Source organism: Maribacter sp. BPC-D8 (assembly GCF_035207705.1).
Taxonomy (GTDB): Bacteria; Bacteroidota; Bacteroidia; order Flavobacteriales; family Flavobacteriaceae; genus Maribacter.
The window spans coordinates 3,165,248-3,184,367 of the sequence record NZ_CP128187.1 but is presented as its reverse complement, the minus strand read 5'-3'; the positions used below and the strand labels follow the sequence as shown (position 1 = coordinate 3,184,367).

The window sequence follows — 19,120 nt, the reverse complement described above, 5'->3', positions numbered from 1 at the left end:
TAACAACCCTACAAGTCTATACCTAATTATCATTTTATAATGGAAGCCAAAAAAGTGAATTTAATAACCGATTCTACAAAAGCCTATTGGAAGAATGTTTTATTAGATGATGTAAAATTACTAGACCTGCCGAGTAGAAAGCTTACTGTAAAGAATAGCGATGGTCAAGGGTCGTTGTTGCGTACCCGATTTTCTGCTGATGTCACTAGTAAAGTAAAGGTTAGTTTAGCTGACGATAATAAGATTGAAGTATTTTTAATTACGGCATTAAGTGTTCTTTTACAGCGATACACGAATCAAATTGATATTGCATTTGGTTTAACTATCGATGATAACGACAATGCTCATAATAAGCTATCGCTATTTAGAAATAGCATAGATCCTACTGCAGACTTTACTACTTTAAATAATCAAACAAAAGAGATACTTGCTTTACATAAAGCGAATCCATACCCGACCGATAAATTTTTAAAAGATTTTAATCTAGTAAAGGACAATGGTGAAAATGCAGTTTTAGATTTTGTATTAGCGATAAATTCTAAAAAAGACGCGGCTGCTGTTTCAAAAGACAACGATGCTACAGATTCCATTAAGTTTATAGGTACGGTTGAAACTGATTCTAATATTAAGCTTGTATTGAATATTGCTGATGAGCATATCAAATTCGACCTCGTTTTTAATGAGAATGTTTTCGAAAAAGATTTGATTGAACAGTTTATGGTGCATTACAAGCAAATTGTGCCGCTTTTAATTGAACAACCATCAACAGCAGTAGGTAGTATTAATATTCTTTCAGAAAAAGAGCAATCTATAGTATTGAATGAATTTAATACCCCTTATGCGACATACCCAAAAGAGAAAACTATTGTTGATCTTTTAAATGAACAAGCAGTTGAAACTCCGAATAACATAGCGGTTGTTTACGAAGAAAATTCGTTAACCTATGATGAGCTTCATAAACTATCGAATCAATTTGCCGACTATCTTATTAAAAAACATGGCGCAACCAAAGGTGATTTTGCTTGTTTAATACTGGAGCGTAGCGAATGGTTGATTGTAAGTATGATGGGTATTATAAAGGCAGGGGCTGTATATGTACCTGTAGATCCAAATTACCCAGAGGAGCGAATCGATTACATTAAAGAAGATAGTAATTGCGATTTCACGATTGATGCAGCGGCAATAGAAGAATTTAAGGCAACTCGCGATACCTATTCTACTGAAGAGATTAAAGACATCACACTAGAGCCAAACGATTTAATATATATCATTTACACTTCTGGTACTACGGGTAAGCCTAAAGGTGTACAATTAGAGCATAGAAATATTGTAAGTCTGTTCGTTAATGATGATCAGTTTTATGATTTTAATGAGAACGATGTGTGGACCATGTTCCATTCGTATTGTTTTGATTTCTCGGTTTGGGAAATGTATGGGGCATTGTTATTTGGGGGTAAGCTAATCATTCCTTCAAAAGAGGTGATTAAAGATCCTTATGAATTTATGTCTTTAGTGATAAAGGAAAAGGTGACGATTTTAAATCAAACACCATCTTCCTTTTTGAATATTATGGGTAGTCTGCCTTCAGGTGCTATCGATTTAAACTTACGATATGTCATTTTTGGCGGTGAGGCACTATTTCCTAAGTATCTAGAAAAATGGTATCGCAAATTTCCAAGTATTCAGTTTGTAAATGGATATGGTATTACAGAAACGACCATATTTACAACCTTTAATATTATTGATGATGAAGATATCAAAACCAATATTTCTAATATTGGTAACTGTATATCAACATTATCTTCTCATGTTGTAAATACCAATAACCAATTGCAACCTATAGGTGTTATAGGCGAATTATGTATTTCTGGGCATGGTCTCGCAAGAGGTTATTTGAATAGACCAGAACTGACCGCTCAGAAGTTTATAGATAATCCTTTTGCGCATGGAGAAAAAATGTACCGTTCTGGGGATTTAGTAAAAAGACTTTCTGATGGTACTTTAGAGTATATCGGTAGAATAGATCACCAAGTTAAGATCCGTGGGCATAGAGTAGAATTAGGGGAAATTGAATCTTCTATTGATGCTATTGCAGGGATAAAACGTACGGTGGTATTGCCTAATACAAATGAAGAAGGTGAAACCAGGTTGGTTGCCTATCTTTTAGCTGACGGTGAAAAACCTGAAATAAGTAGTATTAAGCAAGAACTTTTTGATACACTACCAGAATTTATGATGCCTACATTTTTCATGTGGGTAGATGAGTTTCCGACTAATTCAAACGGTAAAATCGATAAAGAAAAATTACCAGAGCCAGAGTATCTTAGGTCATCATCTGATGTAATTTTTAGAAAACCTCGTACTAAGACTGAAAAAGGTCTTGCCAGTATTTGGGAAAAAGAACTAAAAGTATCGGGTATAGGTTTAGACGATAACTTCTTTGAAATGGGCGGTACTTCTATTGTAGCGCAAAAAGTGGTCAACGCCATTATGAAAACGCTTCAAGTTAGAATACCGGTAACCAAATTATATCAGCATACTACGATTTCTACGCTTTCAGAATTTATGGGCGGAGATAAGAAAACAGTATTGTTTTCTAGTAAGCGAAAAGTAAAAAATAAGTCTAACGATGTTGCCATTATTGGTATGGCAGGTAGGTTTCCTGGTGTCAATACCATTGATGAATTTTGGGATGTCTTAAAAAATGGAAAAGAAACGATTTCATTTTTCACGAAAGAAGAATTAGATCAAAGTATTCCAGCATCTTTACGAAATGATCCTTTATATGTTGCTGCAAGGGGTGTTGTGCCATCTGCAAAAATGTTCGACGCCCGTTTCTTTGGTTTAACGCCTAAATTGGCAGAAGCTATGGATCCCCAACAACGTCTATTTTTAGAATTGGCTTGGGAGGCTCTTGAAGAATCTGGTCACTTGCCAGAACATTATACAGGTAGAGTAGGGGTTTATGCTGGTGCAGGTACAAATACCTATTATAAAAAGAATGTACTGCCAAATAGTGAAGTTGTAGAAACCATTGGCCAGCTACAGTTAGATACTGTGAACGAGAAAGATTATGTGGCTTCAAGAACTGCGTATCAATTAAATCTAAAAGGTCCGGCAGTTAGTGTGCATTCGGCATGTTCTACATCATTATTGGCGATTGCCGAAGCAGCAGAATCTATACGAAACGGTCATTGCGAAGTTGCCCTAGCGGGTGGTTCTAGTATTACCGCTCCTATTAATAGCGGACACCTTTATCAAGAGGGTTCGATGCTAAGTACAGATGGTCATTGTAGACCTTTTGATGCTCAAGCAATGGGAACTGTTTTTAGTGATGGCGCTGGTGTAATCGTTTTAAAGAATTTAGAGGAAGCTAAAAACGACGGAGATATTATTTATGGTGTCATTAAAGGCGTAGGTATAAATAACGATGGTGGTGGCAAAGGTAGTTTTACGGCACCAAGTGCAGAAGGTCAAGCAAATGCTATTAAAAGTGCTATCGACGATGCCAATATTTCACCTGATACCATTAGCTATGTAGAAGCACATGGTACGGCGACTCCATTAGGGGACCCTATAGAAATAGAAGGTCTTAATCTCGCTTTCGGTGAGCAGTCAAAAAAGAATTTTTGTGGCCTAGGTTCTGTAAAGAGTAATATGGGGCACATGACTGCAGCAGCAGGTGTTGCCGGTCTAATAAAAACAATTTTAGCCTTTAATCATAAAGTAATTCCACCTTCATTAGGTTTTGATAAACCTAACCCTGTAATTGATTTTGAAAATAGTCCTTTTTACGTCACCAATACATTAACTCCGTGGGAAGTTGAAGGTCCGAGAAGAGCAGGTATAAGTTCATTCGGTGTAGGTGGTACCAATGTACATGTTGTGGTTGAGGAATATGAAATGGAGGCGAAGACTTCTAAATTTCAACGTCCTTTACAATTATTGCCTATTTCTGCAAAAACAGAAACTAGTTTAGCCGGATTCGAAACCGTACTTAAAAAACATATCGATGCTAAACTAGATCTTAATTTAGCTGATGTTGCGTCTACCTTAAGTACTACAAAAGCTAGTTTTAGCCATCGTAGATTTATTTTAGCGAGTGATACAAAAGACGCTTCTGCGTTTTTGATTGATAACAATCTAAAGGCTACACAGTCATCGGTTGTAAAAAACGTACCGAGTGAGATTGTATTCTTACTTCCTGGTCAGGGTTCCCAGTATTTAAATATGGGTAAAGACTTATATGAAGGGGAAAGCGTTTTTAGAGAGGCTGTTGATATTTGTTCCGATTTACTGTTAGATACTATAAAGGTAGATATTAGAGAAATCATTTTTCAGGATGCAAGTTCTGAAGATGCAGAAAACAAATTACGTGATACCCGTTATACACAACCTGCATTATTTACCATAGAATATGCGCTTGCACAATTGTGGATGAGTTGGGGAATTCAGCCTACCGTTTTATGCGGACATAGCCTAGGGGAATTTGTAGGTGCCCATTTAGCAGGAGTTTTCAGTTTAGAAGATGCATTGAAATTGGTTTCAATGAGAGGTATTTTGGTAAGCGGACTTCCAAAAGGGAGTATGCTAACCGTTAGAATAGATCAAGAGTCTCTTGAGCAAATGCTACCAGATACATTATCTATTGCTGCTGTAAATTCTGCAAAGCTTTGTGTGGTTTCTGGCGAAGATGATGAGATCACGAAATTCAGTGAGCTTTTAAAAGAGCAGAGTTTACCATACCGTTTAATTGCTACCAGTCATGCCTTTCATTCATCTATGATGGATCCTATTTTAGAGGAATTTGGTGATGTGGTTAAAAAAATTAATTTAAACATTCCTGAATTACCAATAATATCTACCGTTACAGGCACTTGGCTTACGAATGAAGAAGCTGTAGATCCTGTATACTGGACAAACCATTTAAGAGATACCGTACGTTTTTCAGATGCTATGGATACCATAGTAAAGTTAGAAGACGTTGTATTGTTAGAAGTTGGTCCTGGAAATACGCTTACCACTTTAAGTCGTCAGAACAAAGGCGCAAAAAATATAAAATCTTTAGCTTCTTTACCTATCCCGAAAAAAGATGAGAATTCTTATCACGGGGTATTGAAAGCTTTAGGTCAATTATGGCTAACTGGTCTTACTGTAGATTGGAATGCCTTATACATAAACCAAGAAAGGCAAAAACTTAGATTACCAACTTATGTTTTTGACCGCAAACCATGCTGGATCGACCCGGTGGTATCTATTCCTAAAGAAAGAACCCATTTGAATGCCGATCAGCCGATAACTAGAATAATAGAAAAACCAAAAAGTGCCGCACCAATGAGAAACGTCTCTATTTTAAATAAAATTTCAGAGCTAATTTCAAATTCATACGGAATTGAGCTTGAAGTTGCCGACAAAGACAGCAGCTTTCTAGAATTAGGATTAGATTCTTTGATTCTAACACAAATGGCAATTACTTGTAAAAAAGAATTTAAGATTCCGATTACATTTAGACAGCTAAATGAAGATATCAATACGCCTGAGCTTTTGGCGAATTACTTAGATAAGAATTTGCCAGCAGAGTTTATGGCGCCACAACCGGTTGCAGAAGCAGCTCCTCAACCAGTTGCCGCTTTTAATCAAATGCAACAAGTTGTTCCTGCTAATTATAATACTTCGGCTACGAACCAAACGGCTATTGGCTTAATAGGTGAGCAGCTTAACTTATTAAGTCGTCAACTTCAGTTATTACAAGGTAATACTGTAGCTCAAGCTCCACAACCTGTTGCTGTTCAAAAGCCTGTGCCAGCAAAAGTGGTGAACGGGTCAGCTAGTTTAGATGCTCGTTCAGAACAAGAAAAGCTTGAACATAAAAAACCGTTCGGTGCTTCACCAAGAATTGAGAAGAAATCAACTGGTTTAGATCAGGCACAATCGCAGTATTTAAAGGACCTTACAATAAAGTACAATACCAAAACTATTGGTAGTAAAAATTACGCTCAAGATAATAGAGCAAAAATGGCAGATCCTAGAGTAGTATCTGGTTTTAAGCCATTAACCAAAGAATTAGTGTATCCCGTAGTGATCGGTAAATCTTCGGGTAACCGCTTATGGGATGTAGATGGTAATGAATATATAGACGCTTTAAACGGATTTGGGTCTTGCTTTTTTGGATATCAGCCCGATTTCATTAAAAAAGCGATGCATGACCAAATTGAGTTGGGTTATGAAGTTGGACCACAACACCCATTAGCGGGTGAGGTTTGTGAACTTCTATGTGAATTTACAGGTCATGATAGAGCTGCATTATGTAACACAGGGTCTGAAGCGGTTCTTGGTGCTATGCGTATTGCACGTACGGTAACAGGGCGCTCGCTTATTGTTGCATTTACAGGTGCTTACCATGGTATTAACGATGAAGGTATTGTAAGAGGTTCTCAAAAGAAAAAAACATTCCCAGCTGCTGCGGGTATACTTCCTGAAGCAGTTCAAAATATGTTAATTCTTGATTATGGAACAGACGAAAGTTTGCAGATCATAAAAGAAAGAGCACATGAAATTGCTGGAGTGCTTATAGAACCTGTTCAAAGTCGTAGACCAGATTTTCAACCCGTAGAATTTATAAAGAATGTTAGAGAAGTAACAACTGCTGAAGATATTCCATTTATTTTCGATGAGGTTATTACCGGTTTCAGAATGCATCCAGGTGGTGCGCAGGCATTATTTGATGTAAAAGCCGATTTAGCAACTTACGGTAAAGTTATTGGTGGCGGAGTTTCCATTGGTGCTATTGTAGGTAAAAAAGAGTATATGGATGCGCTTGATGGCGGATTTTGGCAATATGGTGATGACTCATACCCTGAGGTTGGGGTTACCTATTTTGCAGGTACTTTTGTTCGTCATCCTTTAGCATTGGCTTCTGCAAAGGCAGTCTTGCTTCACATGAAAGAACAAGGTCCAAGTCTGCAGGCAAATGTATCTGCTATGACAGAACGTATGGCAAAAAGCTTGAATGCTACTATTGAAAAAGACGGACTCCCAATAGAAATTACTTATTTTGGTTCTCTATGGAGATTGAAATTCAAGAAAGAGATACCGCATTCAGAATTGCTATTCGTTAGTATGCGTGAAAAAGGAATTCATATTTGGGACGGTTTCCCTTGCTTCTTGACCACTGCATATACGAGTGATGACGTTGATTTCTTAATGAAAACACTATTGTCTTCAATAGACGAATTGGTGGCTGTAGGTATACTTACTAAAGAAGGTATAAATGGTAATCACGTGGTTAGCTCGCAATCTTCTTTTGATAAACTAAATACGCCTCCGGTACCTGGTGCACGTTTGGGTAGGGATGAAAAAGGCCAACCAGCTTGGTATGTAGCAGATGCTAGCCAAGAAAGTGGGTATATGAAAATTGATATTTAAAATAATAAAATTTTAAAGCTGAGATTGCCTCTATAAATGACACATCTATTATTTACGTATTTAACCGATGACGGTAACGATGCTTTTTTTGCGGATGCAGAGCATATGTTCTCGGAGGAGTTTGTACGTAAATATTCAAAATATAAACGTTGGCAAGATGCGAAATCGACCATATTGGGTAGGTTGCTTTTAGCTTACGGATTAAAGAATTTATATCAATTAGATATAGATAACCTCAAGATGAATTTCTCAAAAGATAAAAAGCCCTTTTTAGAAAACTCATCTATTCAATTCAACATTTCACACGCTAATGATGTAATTGTTTGCGCAATTACATCGGTGGGTGATATTGGTGTTGATGTAGAGAAAATCAATGCTATCCCTATTGAAGATTTTAAAGATCAATTCTCACCATCAGAATATAAAACTATACTTGGCGCGCCAAAAGTATTAGAGCAGTTCTATACCTATTGGACCCAAAAAGAAGCTGTAGTCAAATCTAACGGGTCTGGCTTGCATATACCTTTACAATCCTTTGAAATCAGCAATCAATCTACATTCATCGCTGACCAGCCCTATTATCTAAATGAAATCAGTATAGATGTTGACTACAAGTGTCATATAGCAACACAAAGCTTAATTCATGAAGAAGATGTCACGACAATAAGCTTAAAATCCGCATTACTTACCGATTTTGGGTCAGTAAATAGCTTAAAGTCTTTTCGATAACGGCGGTAAACATCGTATGTGGCCGATAAAGTGTTCTCCTCTTTATTTAATCTACACACTGATACGGTTATAATTACGTTATTTCTTTATTACGACGATTTTATAAACTAGGATATCGGAATTAAGATGAAACAGATTTTTGTTTGAAGTAATTTTGAACCTTACCATGTTTAATAACTATAAGCGTCAAATTATTTTATTTATGAAAGCTATTTTTTCCCCATTTAACCTAAAAAAGACAAGAGTAAACATACTTAAATACTCTTTGTTAGTATTAGTTGCAGTACAAATATCGTCTTGTGGTAGTGCTAAGAAGTCTTCTTACTTCAATGAAGTAGGTAACAATTCTTTTGCCACTTATTTTGAACCACTAGAACCGATATTACAGAAGAACGATTTGTTAAGCATAAACATTACGAGTTTAAATGCAGAGGTAACAGAGATGTTTAATCTAGCCAATAACGCTGGTGGTGCACAATCTACAGGGTATTTAATCGATCAAGATGGTTTTATACGTTTCCCGGTCTTGGGTAAAATAGAAGTTTCTGGGTTGACCAAAAAAGAACTAAGAGAATATATTCGAGAAGAATTGATTTCGAAAAAATTATTAATGGAGCCGATTGTAGATATTCGATTTTTGAATTTCAAGGTTTCCGTATTAGGTGAAGTAAATCAGCCTGCAGTATTTACCATTCCGAATGAGAAAGTAACTTTATTGGAAGCTTTAGGTATGGCTGGTGATATGACTATTTATGCACAGAGAAACAACGTATTGTTGATCAGTGAAGAAGACGGAGTTAAGAGTACAAAAAGAATTGATTTGACATCAGACGAATTATTTACTTCTCCGAATTACTACTTGAGACCAAATGACATTGTTTATGTTCAGCCTAATGATAGAAAAGTAAGAAACACGTCTAACGCTGCCCAATGGTTTTCAGTTATACTAGGTTCTTTATCATTAGCGGTAATCTCTATTTCTACTTTCAAGTAAACGCAACAATATATCCTTATAAAAAAGAGTTTACTTAAAACTTAAGGTGATATAACCAATCTAGATTGGTTGTGTGTACTGTAGCTTAATTACCATATAAAACTGAATGTAATGACTGAAAAGGAATATTTCGATTCACAAATGTCTTCTAAAGAAAACGGAGAAAATTTTGATTTGAAAGCACTGTTGACCAAATACCTTAAATCATGGAAATTTTTTCTAATTTCTTTGATCGTATTTTTGGCTTTAGCTGTGGCTGCCTTGCAATTTGTACGTACATCTTATGATGTTACTAGCAAAATACTATTAAAGAACGAAACAACGACTATTGATGCATCGGGTAATAACTTGGTGAACAATAATCCGTTTAGTAACTCTGAAAAGGTAAATAACGAAATAGAAGTACTTACTTCTGTGCATTTAATGCGTTCTGTGTTAGATAGTTTGTCGTTACAAGCCAAGGTCATAGCTCCTGATGTTTTTCCTGAGACAGAATTATATGGTTCAGAACTGCCTTTTAAGATCGTTGTTGACACCTTATTTCCACTTGCTTATAAAACTACTTTAAAAATCAAAATTGAAGGTGCAGATAGCTTTAGTATTACCGAAGAATTCGAAGATGCTTTAACAGATTCTAGTTCTTCAAGTTCTTATGGCTATAACACCTATAATTATGGTTATAAAATTGAAAAACCATACGGCATTTTTCATGTTGTTAAGAATGTAGAAACAACTTCAAAAGATGTTGAGTTTGTTGCCGAATTTAGAGATATTGATGAATTGGCACATGACTATGTGAAAAAGGTATTAAATATTTATGTAGTAAATAAAGATGCTTCGGTTATAAATATTGAATTGAAAGAATCGAACCCAGAGAAGGGTGAAGATATTATCAATGGTCTAGTTGAAATGTACGGTTATAAAGCATTTGTAGAAAAGAATGCTGTAGCATTAGAAAATGTAAAATTTATTGATAATCGTTTAAATACACTTTCTACAGAGCTTAGTGAAGTAGAAATGAATGTGGCACAGTTTAAAACAGAAAATGAACTTGCCAATGTTGAGTTAGATGCGAATTCTTTTTCAGAACAAGAAATTGATTATGATCGCAAATTAGCAGACTCTGAAATTGAGTTGAAAGTACTGAGTTCAATAGAACGTAATTTAAAGAGGGGCGATAATGAATCGACTATAAACTCTTTAAATGTTTCAAGTTCTAACCTTACGTATTTAATTGATAGTTATAACAAATTACAGATCGATAGAAAAAGTTTGCAACGAACAGTGCCAGAGAATAACCCTAGAATGGTCGATATTAGAGATCAATTATCGCAATTAAAGCGTAATATTCTGGGTAGCCTTTCTACATCTAAACAAAGCCTACGTAGTACTATTGGTAGTATTAAAAATAGGTCTGATCAATTTGCGGAAAAGAAACAAAGAATACCTGCAATGCAGCAACAATTACTTGAAATAAGTAGAGAACAAGGAATTAAAGAAAACTTGTTTTTATACCTACTTCAAAAACGAGAAGAGGCAGCATTAATGGTAGGTGCGAAGCAAGATAATTTTACCGTTATCGATAAAGCGATTACCGATTACGAATCTGGTTCGCCAAGTAAAAAACTATTTGTATTAATAGCCTTATTAATGGCTTTAGCCTTACCTATAGCTATTATTCACTTAAGAGACATTTTGAACACTAAAGTGAAAGGCAAGAACGATATTGAGAAAAGAACAAGTGTACCTGTAATAGGTGAAATTGCCCATAATACATCTGGTAAAAATTTAATAGAAAAAGGAGAAGAGGTAAGTGCCTTGGCTCAAGGTTTTCGAATGATGAGAATGAATTTAGATTTTATTCTTTCGAAAAAGAAGGTGCAGACTGTTTTAGTTACCTCTGCAATTAAAGGAGAAGGTAAAACATTCTTTTCTTCTAATATGGGAGTAGCCTTAGCATCATCAAACTCTAAAGTGGTCATTTTAGAATTAGATAAGCACAATCCAGAATTAATAGCCACGCTTGGTGAAACCAAAAAGGAATACGGAGTTACTAATTATCTTAATCAACCTTTTAATACGATTACCGTAAATGATCTTTTGATTCCGGTGAAAGACAATGAGAACTTATTTGCCATTGGTTTGGGTTCAGAACAGGTTGACGGACTAGAATCATTCAATTCTAAGAAAATGGAAACTTTGATGGCTCAGTTGAGACAAGAGTTCGATTACATTCTAATCGATTCTGCACCAATTGGCAAGTTGGCAGATACCCTTGCGCTTTCAAAGTATACAGATTGCTGTCTTTATATGGTACGTGCAAAACACTCTAAACTAGAAGACTTAAGTATAATAGAAGACGTTAGAATAAATAAAAAGTTCAAGAATCCGATGGTGGTGATGAATGATATTTCTACTAAATAAATAGTAGTAAATCTATTGCCATAAGCACACGTAAAAAACCAGAATGAATTTATACTACCTTGTAGTTTTACTTTTCCTGCTATTTTCTTCTAAAGCCAATTTTTTAGTTGAATCTAATGTTGCATGGTTTGGTCTAGAGGTGTTTATGATATTTGTTGCCTTTCATTTAAAAAGGTTCAAGAAAAAAGATGTTCAGTTTTTTCTAGTCAGTGCTGGTATCTTTTTTATTTATATTTTGGTTCGGTTTAAGTTGAACAAATTACCATCTGATTATTTTACTAGTGATGTATTTTACTTTTTTAAGTACGTATTAACATCGTATTTGTTTTGTGTTATATTAAGAGAGAAGGCGCTGTACTATTTGGTAAAAGTGATTTCACACCTAGCTATTGTTTCTCTTGTTTTTTACGCACTTCAAATGTTCCAAAATGGTGCTATTGTTAAAGCAATCGGTACTGCCTTTGAAAGTATTACGGTGAATGATGGGTCTTTTAGGTATACTAATTTTATATTCTTCACTTTTGATGATATTCATTATTATAGAAATTCAGGCTTCTGTTGGGAACCTGGTGCTTTCGGTTCATTTTTGACTTTAGCGTTATTATTCAATTTCTTAATAAATGACTTTAAGTTGAATAAAGAGGCGTTTATAATCACATTGGCGATTTTAACGACAGTATCAACTACAGCATATTTAGGTGTATTTCTTTTATTTTTCTTAAGATATAGAGTATTGAACAAGGGAAGTAAAATGGCTATCATCATATTTGCAGTCATATTTGCACTTGCTATACCGAATGTGCCATTTTTAGGTGAGAAAATAGTTGAAATTTATGATCAAGATATTAGAGATTTAAAAGAGCTTGAGCAACTATCAAAATATTATGATAATGTAGAGAGACAAATTCCATTAAATAGATTTGCCAGTGTTATTTTTCTTTACGAGCAATTCGATTGGAAATTGTTTTTAGGGGTAAGTAACCAGTACGACGAGTATTATATTAATGAATATAATGTCAATATTTCTAATGGAATAATGGATTTCATTACCAAGTTCGGAGTCGTAGGCCTTTTTGTTTTGTTGTATCGTTTTGGAACGGTTTGCAAGGTCTATCTACGAAAAACTGAATATGTTGCCTATTCCATATTGATATTGCTTATTCTAAGTTTTGGTGAGCCTATATTAATGTTGCCAATTTGCGTCATATTTATATTTTTGCCAACATTTAAAAATCAAGATTTTTCAGTTTTATCCTTTAATTACAGATCAAAATATTTAGAATTGCAAAAACCTAATAATATATAATGATAAAAAGGTTTAATTCCATAAGGGTAATTATTCAATCTTATTTCCAAGGAAATTCTAGGACTAATCTGTTGATTAAGAATGTTTTCTCCTCGTTGATATTAAGAGGTTTGGGTACGGCTATAAACTTTTTGTTTGTACCCTTGGTTATAAATTTTGTAAATGCTGAACGTTACGGTATTTGGTTAACCTTAAGTTCTGTATTAACCTGGTTTACCTTGTTAGATATAGGTTTTGGTAACGGATTGCGAAATAAGTTTTCTGAAGCTGTAGCCATTGATGATATTAAAGAACAACGAAAATTAATACATACTACGGCAGCAGTATTAATATTAATTTCCACCATCATATTTATCTTAAATGTAGTATTTACGGATCAAATAAAATGGGATGAATTTCTAGGTGTAGATGCGTCATACCGAGTTGAACTACAACAGTTGATTTTTCTTTTAATATCCTTCTTTAGTTTACAATTTATATTTCAAATTTATAACCCTATACAGTTTGCCCTTCAAAAACCGGCAATGATTGCGCGAACTATCTTATTAGGTAATGTGCTTGGGTTAATAGGTATTCTTTATTTAAGAGAATTTTCTGAGCCTTCATTATTCAATTTAGGTTTTGTAGTAATGGGTAGTAATGTACTTTCTATATTTTTATTTACTGCATATTTCTTTTTGGTTCAAAGACGAGATTTAATACAAAAAATAGAAAGACCTACTACAGATACTTTAAGCTCTATATTTTCTCTTGGTATTAAATTTTTCTTTTTGAACATTGCATATATGGTGCAGTTTCAAACTAGTAATTTTTTAATAAGTAAATACTTCTCACCAGAGAAGGTAACGGAGTTTAATATTGCTTTTAAGCTGTTTAGCGTTGCTTCTTTAGTATTTGGTATCATATTGAGCCCCGTGTGGAGTTCGGTTACCAATGCCCAAGTAAATAATGATTATAGGTGGATACGGAAACTAATAAATAAGCTGCTATTAATTTGGGCTGTTATTGCTGTTGGTAGTCTCATCGTATTATACTTTGCACCAACTATTTATAATTTATGGATTGGTGATATTATTACCATACCATTTATAACCTCATTAGGGGTTCTGTTAATCGTATTATCTAATTGCTTTTCATCAATATTTATTAGTATTCTAAACGGTATGGGTAAGGTGAATCTGCAATTTTATATATCCATATTTATAATCATATTCTTTGTGCCGTTAGCGTATTATTTGTCGGTAGACATGGGTTACGGTATTTTTGGAATATGTATGGCAATTGTAGTAACCAATGTCAATGGGCTAATAGTAGCACCATACCAAGTGTATGTTGAAATGAAAAAAAATCGAAAGTTACCAGCTTAGTAAGTTGAAATAAATTATAGATGATGTCAATTAAAGAAAAAAAAATAATAACTGTTTTGCTTACGTGCCACAATCGTAAGATGAAAACTTATAGCTGTTTACAAGCACTTTTTAATTGCCCTTTAGAAGATGGTTTTGAATTAAAGGTATTCTTGGTAGATGATGGTAGTACCGATGGTACAACTGAATATTTAAAAGGAAAATTTAATAACCTTAACATAATGCAAGGTTCAGGAAATCTTTTTTGGGCCGGTGGTATGCGAGCTGCCTGGAAATTTGCCAATGAAAACGAAAAAAATACAGATTATTATTTACTATTAAATGATGATACGATTGTTTTTGATGATGCTTTGACAATATTGTTTAATGACTTAAAAATAATCAATGAGCCTAATAGTATTATTGTGGGATCTACTCAAAATCCAGATACTAAAAAAATAACATATGGAGGTCATAAGATTTTAAACAGGTTACTTTTTAAAGGAAGAATGGTTATACCTAATAACAAATTTCCGCAGAGATGTGAATTGGGGAATGCCAATATTATGTTGGTTCCTAATGTGGTTTATGAGCAAGTAGGTTCTCTGTCAGAAAATTTTATTCATGGTATAGCAGATTATGATTACACTTTGCGAGCTTTGCGCAAAGGTATTTATACTTATGTTTCTAGTCAGGTTATTGGGTATTGTAAATATGATCATGGGGTGAATTGGTTGACTCAGAAAAGTACCCTTAAAGAAAGGATAGCTTATTTGTATAGTCCTAAGGGATTATCCTATAAAGAATATTTACGATTTGTAAAGAAACACCTGCCATTTCATTTCCCTATTGCTTTTGTATTGTTGTGGATTAAAACATTGTTTCCTATTATATGGCAATTATTTAAAAATAAAGACTATTTAAAATGAAAATGACCACACCACAAGCACCCGTACTTTTTATCATTTTTAATAGGCCTGAGCAAACACAAAAGGTTTTTGAAATGATACGAAAGGCGCAACCTAAAAAACTTTATGTTGCGGCCGATGGACCACGAAATAATGGTAAAGACGATCAACGTTGTAAAGAAACTAGAGCGATTATAGGTTTAGTGGATTGGGACTGTGAGGTCAAAACACTGTTTAGAGATGAAAACATAGGTTGTGGCTTAGGACCAAAAAGAGCAATCGATTGGTTCTTTGAAAATGAAGGAGAAGGCATTATACTAGAAGATGATTGCTTGCCATCAGAAAGCTTTTTTAAATTCAGTTCAGAGCTGTTAGAAAAGTATCGAGATAATAGCCAGATAATGCATATTGGAGGTTCTAATTTTCAGAACGGATGGGTTTCTGATTCAGATTACTCGTATTACTTCTCTAATTTCAGTCATGAGTGGGGTTGGGCTAGCTGGAGAAGAGCTTGGAAACATTATGATTATGAGGTGTCAACGTATCCAGAGTTAAAAAAGAAAGGGTACTTTGATAAGTACTTTTCTAATTTCATTGAGAAAAAATACAGACTTAGCAAGGTTGAAAAAACAATCAATGCAGAAGAAGTTACATGGTGGGATTATCAATGGGATTATACCAAATTGATCAATTCAGGATTATCAATTATTCCGCATAAAAACATGATTCAAAATTTAGGTTTTGGGGAAGATGCCACACATACAACAAGTGCAAATGATAAAAGGCAAGAGAATAAAGCATCTGATATTAGTTTTCCACTAGCCCATCCTAATTTTATTATAAGAGATGGTAAAGCTGATAGAAGATATTTTAAAAAGTTTTTTATAACAACTATTCTACGTAGAAAAATATTTGCTTATCTCAGAGTACCTGGTTATACAAATTGGGGTTAATGTTTATGAAATGGATTAATTACCTGAAGTACAGCCAAAATCAAGAACAATAGGGTCTCTCGGTTCGAAATCGATATCGTCCCTGTAGTCAACAACTTCAAAGCTATATTCTGGCCAAATAATATTTGTAGGGTTACATGACTCATAAACCAGGCAGTCAATTATTTTATTACCACCAGTAGTTTCAAAAGCTGCAAATATTAATGAGTTAGATTCTGGTAGGCCTCTGCCTTGACCTAATTCGCCACATATAATTTGCTTCGCACGTAATCTATTAAAGGTTACATTGCCAGAACCTTCAACAGAAGATGCAACACCGTTGCCCATCTCTAAAAAGTCAACATCTTCAACAAGTCCGCCCGTGCCACCACGTGCACCTTCGGTATTCTGATCTTCGAACATTACACCAACACCCCTAGGGCTATTGTTACCGACAATCAAACCTTTTTTGATCTGTTGTCCGGCACTTTTGTAAATACTAATGTTGTCTTCGGTCCAAGCAACATCACGGTCGTTGATTACCGAAAAATTCTCTAATAATCCTCCAATACATTTATCGTATTGCACTAATTGCCCTCTAGGAAAAGGACCTCTCATATTGTGACCTTCAATATAGGTCAATACAGATGCATCGCATTGATCTAACCGAATACCTGTAGAGCCATCTTCTACTTTTACATGTGTAATTACTAAATTCTCAGTATCAAATCCTTCAATACAATTTCTAGTGGCATCAGGTAAAGGACCACTAGAAGGAGCATTTGTATATTTTATGGAACAGTTTTCAATAGTTAAATTATCTGCCTCAGCGAATTTAATACCCATATAGGCGCCAGTGTATTCAATAATGCAATTTGATATGACGACACCGGTAAAGCCATTAATTTCTATACCATGTTGATTAGATGTTTTTATATGGAGGTTTTCTATTCGCTGGTTATTTTCAGTGACAATTATCGGACCTGATTCTTGACGATTGCTAGCACACGGGGTTTCTTCAATTTCGGGTTCTACAATCTCAGTTTCAGCAATGGTTGGTACTACAGTATAGTTTTCTTCTGCTCCATTTTCAGAAGTTACAGTATAGGTAACTTCTCCACTAAAATCTTGTGGAGTATCTGTATCGGGTACGACCGTTGTAGCCGAATCAACGGTAATGTTAGGTTTAAGTTGAAGCGTAGATATGTTATTGGTATCAATTTCAACATATATAAGATTTGTTTCTTCATCGATAACACCTATAATATCTGAGGTCAAACCTATATTATCAATTGATTGTATGCTAAAATTAGTAATTTGAAGAACTGGAATAAAAATAGATTCTTCTGTAGCCGCATCTTTAATAATAGATTCGCTAAGAATATCGTGATCCGACGAACAAGATCCCAATTGCAGTAAAGGGAGTACTAATACCATTAAAAAAAGTATTGAAGTATTGAAGTACATAGGTTGAAGTCTAGTTTTAGCCATAATTCTAATTTTTTCACCAAACCATGAATACATAAATTCTAGTTTAGTTTGAATGCCTACTCCTTTTAGATAACTAGGTTTTTTATTTTATGTTGTCTTTCATATTGTAAGTTCGATTAACGGCTTATTATTGTAAATAGGTCACGTACAATATTTTCTTGTACAGTTTAAGTATTTCGTAAGAAAACACATCAAATAATTATAATTAGATATTTAAATATGGTATTTTATGGTCATATGTCTTTATTTTACACCATGTTATCGTAAGTAATCTATAATTTTGAGTTAATTATTTTATTTTTGTAGAACCATTAACCCCCGTGGTAATTACTATTTTTTTTGTGGAACATTTTTTCAATTTGTTCTATTCAAAACTATAGATTCAATTACTGTTTTTTAGAAAATTATGAGTAGTACAGCAGTTGATTCAGAAGTATTATGCCTAGGTTATCCGGTTTACAATTCTACATTAGAGAATTTACCGGTTAAATCCAAGTTATTGGTAAGTACTATAAATCAATACTCCTTCTGTATATCAGAAGAAGACGCTGTATTCAAAAATGCTTTGTTAGAAAGCGATGTTATACTGCCAGATGGTGTCGGTATTGTCGCTGCCGCTAAATGGCTTAACGGGGCTTCCGTTAAAAAAATAGCTGGTGCAGATTTTCATGATTTTCAATTAAAGAGATTAAATGAAATACATGGTTCTTGTTTCTATTTAGGAGCATCAGACGAAACACTTTCAAAAATTGGGGAAAGATTAAAAAAAGAATACCCGAATGTTAGCTTTGCGAGCTACTCTCCACCATATAAGCCAACCTTTACAGATGAAGATACAGCGGCAATGATCGAAGCTGTAAACAGTTTTAAGCCAGATGTCTTGTTCGTGGGTATGACAGCACCAAAACAAGAAAAATGGAGTCATGCCAATAAAGAAAATCTAGATGCTAAAATAATATGCTCAATAGGGGCTGTATTTGATTTCTATGCTGGTACTGTAGAAAGACCAAATAAAATTTGGCAAGATTTAGGGCTAGAGTGGTTAGGTCGTCTACTAAAAGAACCTAAGCGTATGGCGAATAGATATATTTACTATGGTGCCGTATTTACTAAATATTTGGTGAAAGCTAAGTTTGCGCCAGAGAAGGAAATTGGAGCTACGGTTCAATAATAATTAGTAATTATTTTCTACTATTTTATCGAATGAAGTAATGATGTAATTTGCTGCAGTTATTTTGCTGCTTTATAATACATGGTTAGCTGCGTATTATTCTTGAAACGGAGTAATGCATTATTTCGTTCTTCTCTAATATTCTTAAATCTTTTTTCTTTAGACCATGCCACTATCATTATTTTTTAAGTGGTGATTCAGTATTTGTTTGTCTTTTGTATAATATTTTGGCTATAAAATTGAAGTAATGAGAAAAGTGTATGCATGTAGTCTAAAAAGCTATAGATAACGTATTAATTGTATTAGTTTAATCGTTTAGATTAAAATTTCAATTAATTAAGTTAATTGCATTCATAATATTACCCTTCAATGAAATGTAGTCAGATACTATCTA

10 protein-coding genes are annotated in these 19,120 nt (G+C 34.3%); 9 read left to right on the top strand and 1 reads right to left on the bottom strand.

Going from position 1 to position 19,120, the window contains the following annotated elements; genetic code table 11:
- Positions 1-39 precede the first annotated feature (39 nt).
- The 8 genes from QSV08_RS14020 to QSV08_RS13985 all read left to right on the top strand — a co-directional run bounded on the left by QSV08_RS14020 (position 40) and on the right by QSV08_RS13985 (position 16,085).
- Positions 40-7,425 carry a non-ribosomal peptide synthetase/type I polyketide synthase gene (locus QSV08_RS14020; RefSeq protein ID WP_324024118.1) on the top strand — a complete coding sequence of 2,462 codons (7,386 nt, stop codon included), beginning with the start codon at positions 40-42 and terminating at the stop codon, positions 7,423-7,425.
- Between the two features lie 36 nt (positions 7,426-7,461).
- A complete protein-coding gene (locus QSV08_RS14015; RefSeq protein ID WP_324024116.1) occupies positions 7,462-8,154 on the top strand; it encodes a 4'-phosphopantetheinyl transferase family protein in 693 nt (230 codons plus the stop codon).
- A 202-nt stretch (positions 8,155-8,356) separates the two neighbouring features.
- Positions 8,357-9,148, top strand: coding sequence for a polysaccharide biosynthesis/export family protein (locus QSV08_RS14010; protein WP_324024114.1), 792 nt, complete (start codon positions 8,357-8,359; stop codon positions 9,146-9,148).
- Positions 9,149-9,259: 111 nt separating this feature from the next.
- Positions 9,260-11,572: a GumC family protein gene (locus tag QSV08_RS14005; RefSeq protein WP_324024112.1), complete on the top strand. Its 2,313-nt coding sequence runs from the start codon at positions 9,260-9,262 to the stop codon at positions 11,570-11,572.
- Positions 11,573-11,615: 43 nt separating this feature from the next.
- On the top strand, positions 11,616-12,878 hold the full coding sequence (locus tag QSV08_RS14000) for a hypothetical protein (protein ID WP_324024110.1): 1,263 nt from the start codon (positions 11,616-11,618) through the stop codon (positions 12,876-12,878).
- Positions 12,878-14,245 (top strand): lipopolysaccharide biosynthesis protein, encoded by a 1,368-nt coding sequence (locus QSV08_RS13995; protein ID WP_324024108.1) that lies wholly within the window; start codon positions 12,878-12,880, stop codon positions 14,243-14,245. The genes QSV08_RS14000 and QSV08_RS13995 overlap by 1 nt, the downstream gene beginning before the upstream one ends.
- A 20-nt stretch (positions 14,246-14,265) precedes the next feature.
- Positions 14,266-15,153, top strand: a complete 888-nt coding sequence (locus QSV08_RS13990; protein ID WP_324024106.1) for a glycosyltransferase family 2 protein — start codon at positions 14,266-14,268, stop codon at positions 15,151-15,153.
- Positions 15,150-16,085 carry a nucleotide-diphospho-sugar transferase gene (locus QSV08_RS13985; protein WP_324024104.1) on the top strand — a complete coding sequence of 312 codons (936 nt, stop codon included), beginning with the start codon at positions 15,150-15,152 and terminating at the stop codon, positions 16,083-16,085. The genes QSV08_RS13990 and QSV08_RS13985 overlap by 4 nt, the downstream gene beginning before the upstream one ends.
- A gap of 15 nt (positions 16,086-16,100) precedes the next feature.
- Here the strand turns inward: QSV08_RS13985 and QSV08_RS13980 are convergent, their stop codons facing one another.
- Positions 16,101-17,588 (bottom strand): right-handed parallel beta-helix repeat-containing protein, encoded by a 1,488-nt coding sequence (locus QSV08_RS13980; RefSeq protein WP_324024102.1) that lies wholly within the window; start codon positions 17,586-17,588, stop codon positions 16,101-16,103.
- A gap of 373 nt (positions 17,589-17,961) precedes the next feature.
- Between QSV08_RS13980 and QSV08_RS13975 the strand changes: the two genes are divergently transcribed.
- Positions 17,962-18,726, top strand: a complete 765-nt coding sequence (locus tag QSV08_RS13975; RefSeq protein WP_324024100.1) for a WecB/TagA/CpsF family glycosyltransferase — start codon at positions 17,962-17,964, stop codon at positions 18,724-18,726.
- Positions 18,727-19,120 lie beyond the last annotated feature (394 nt).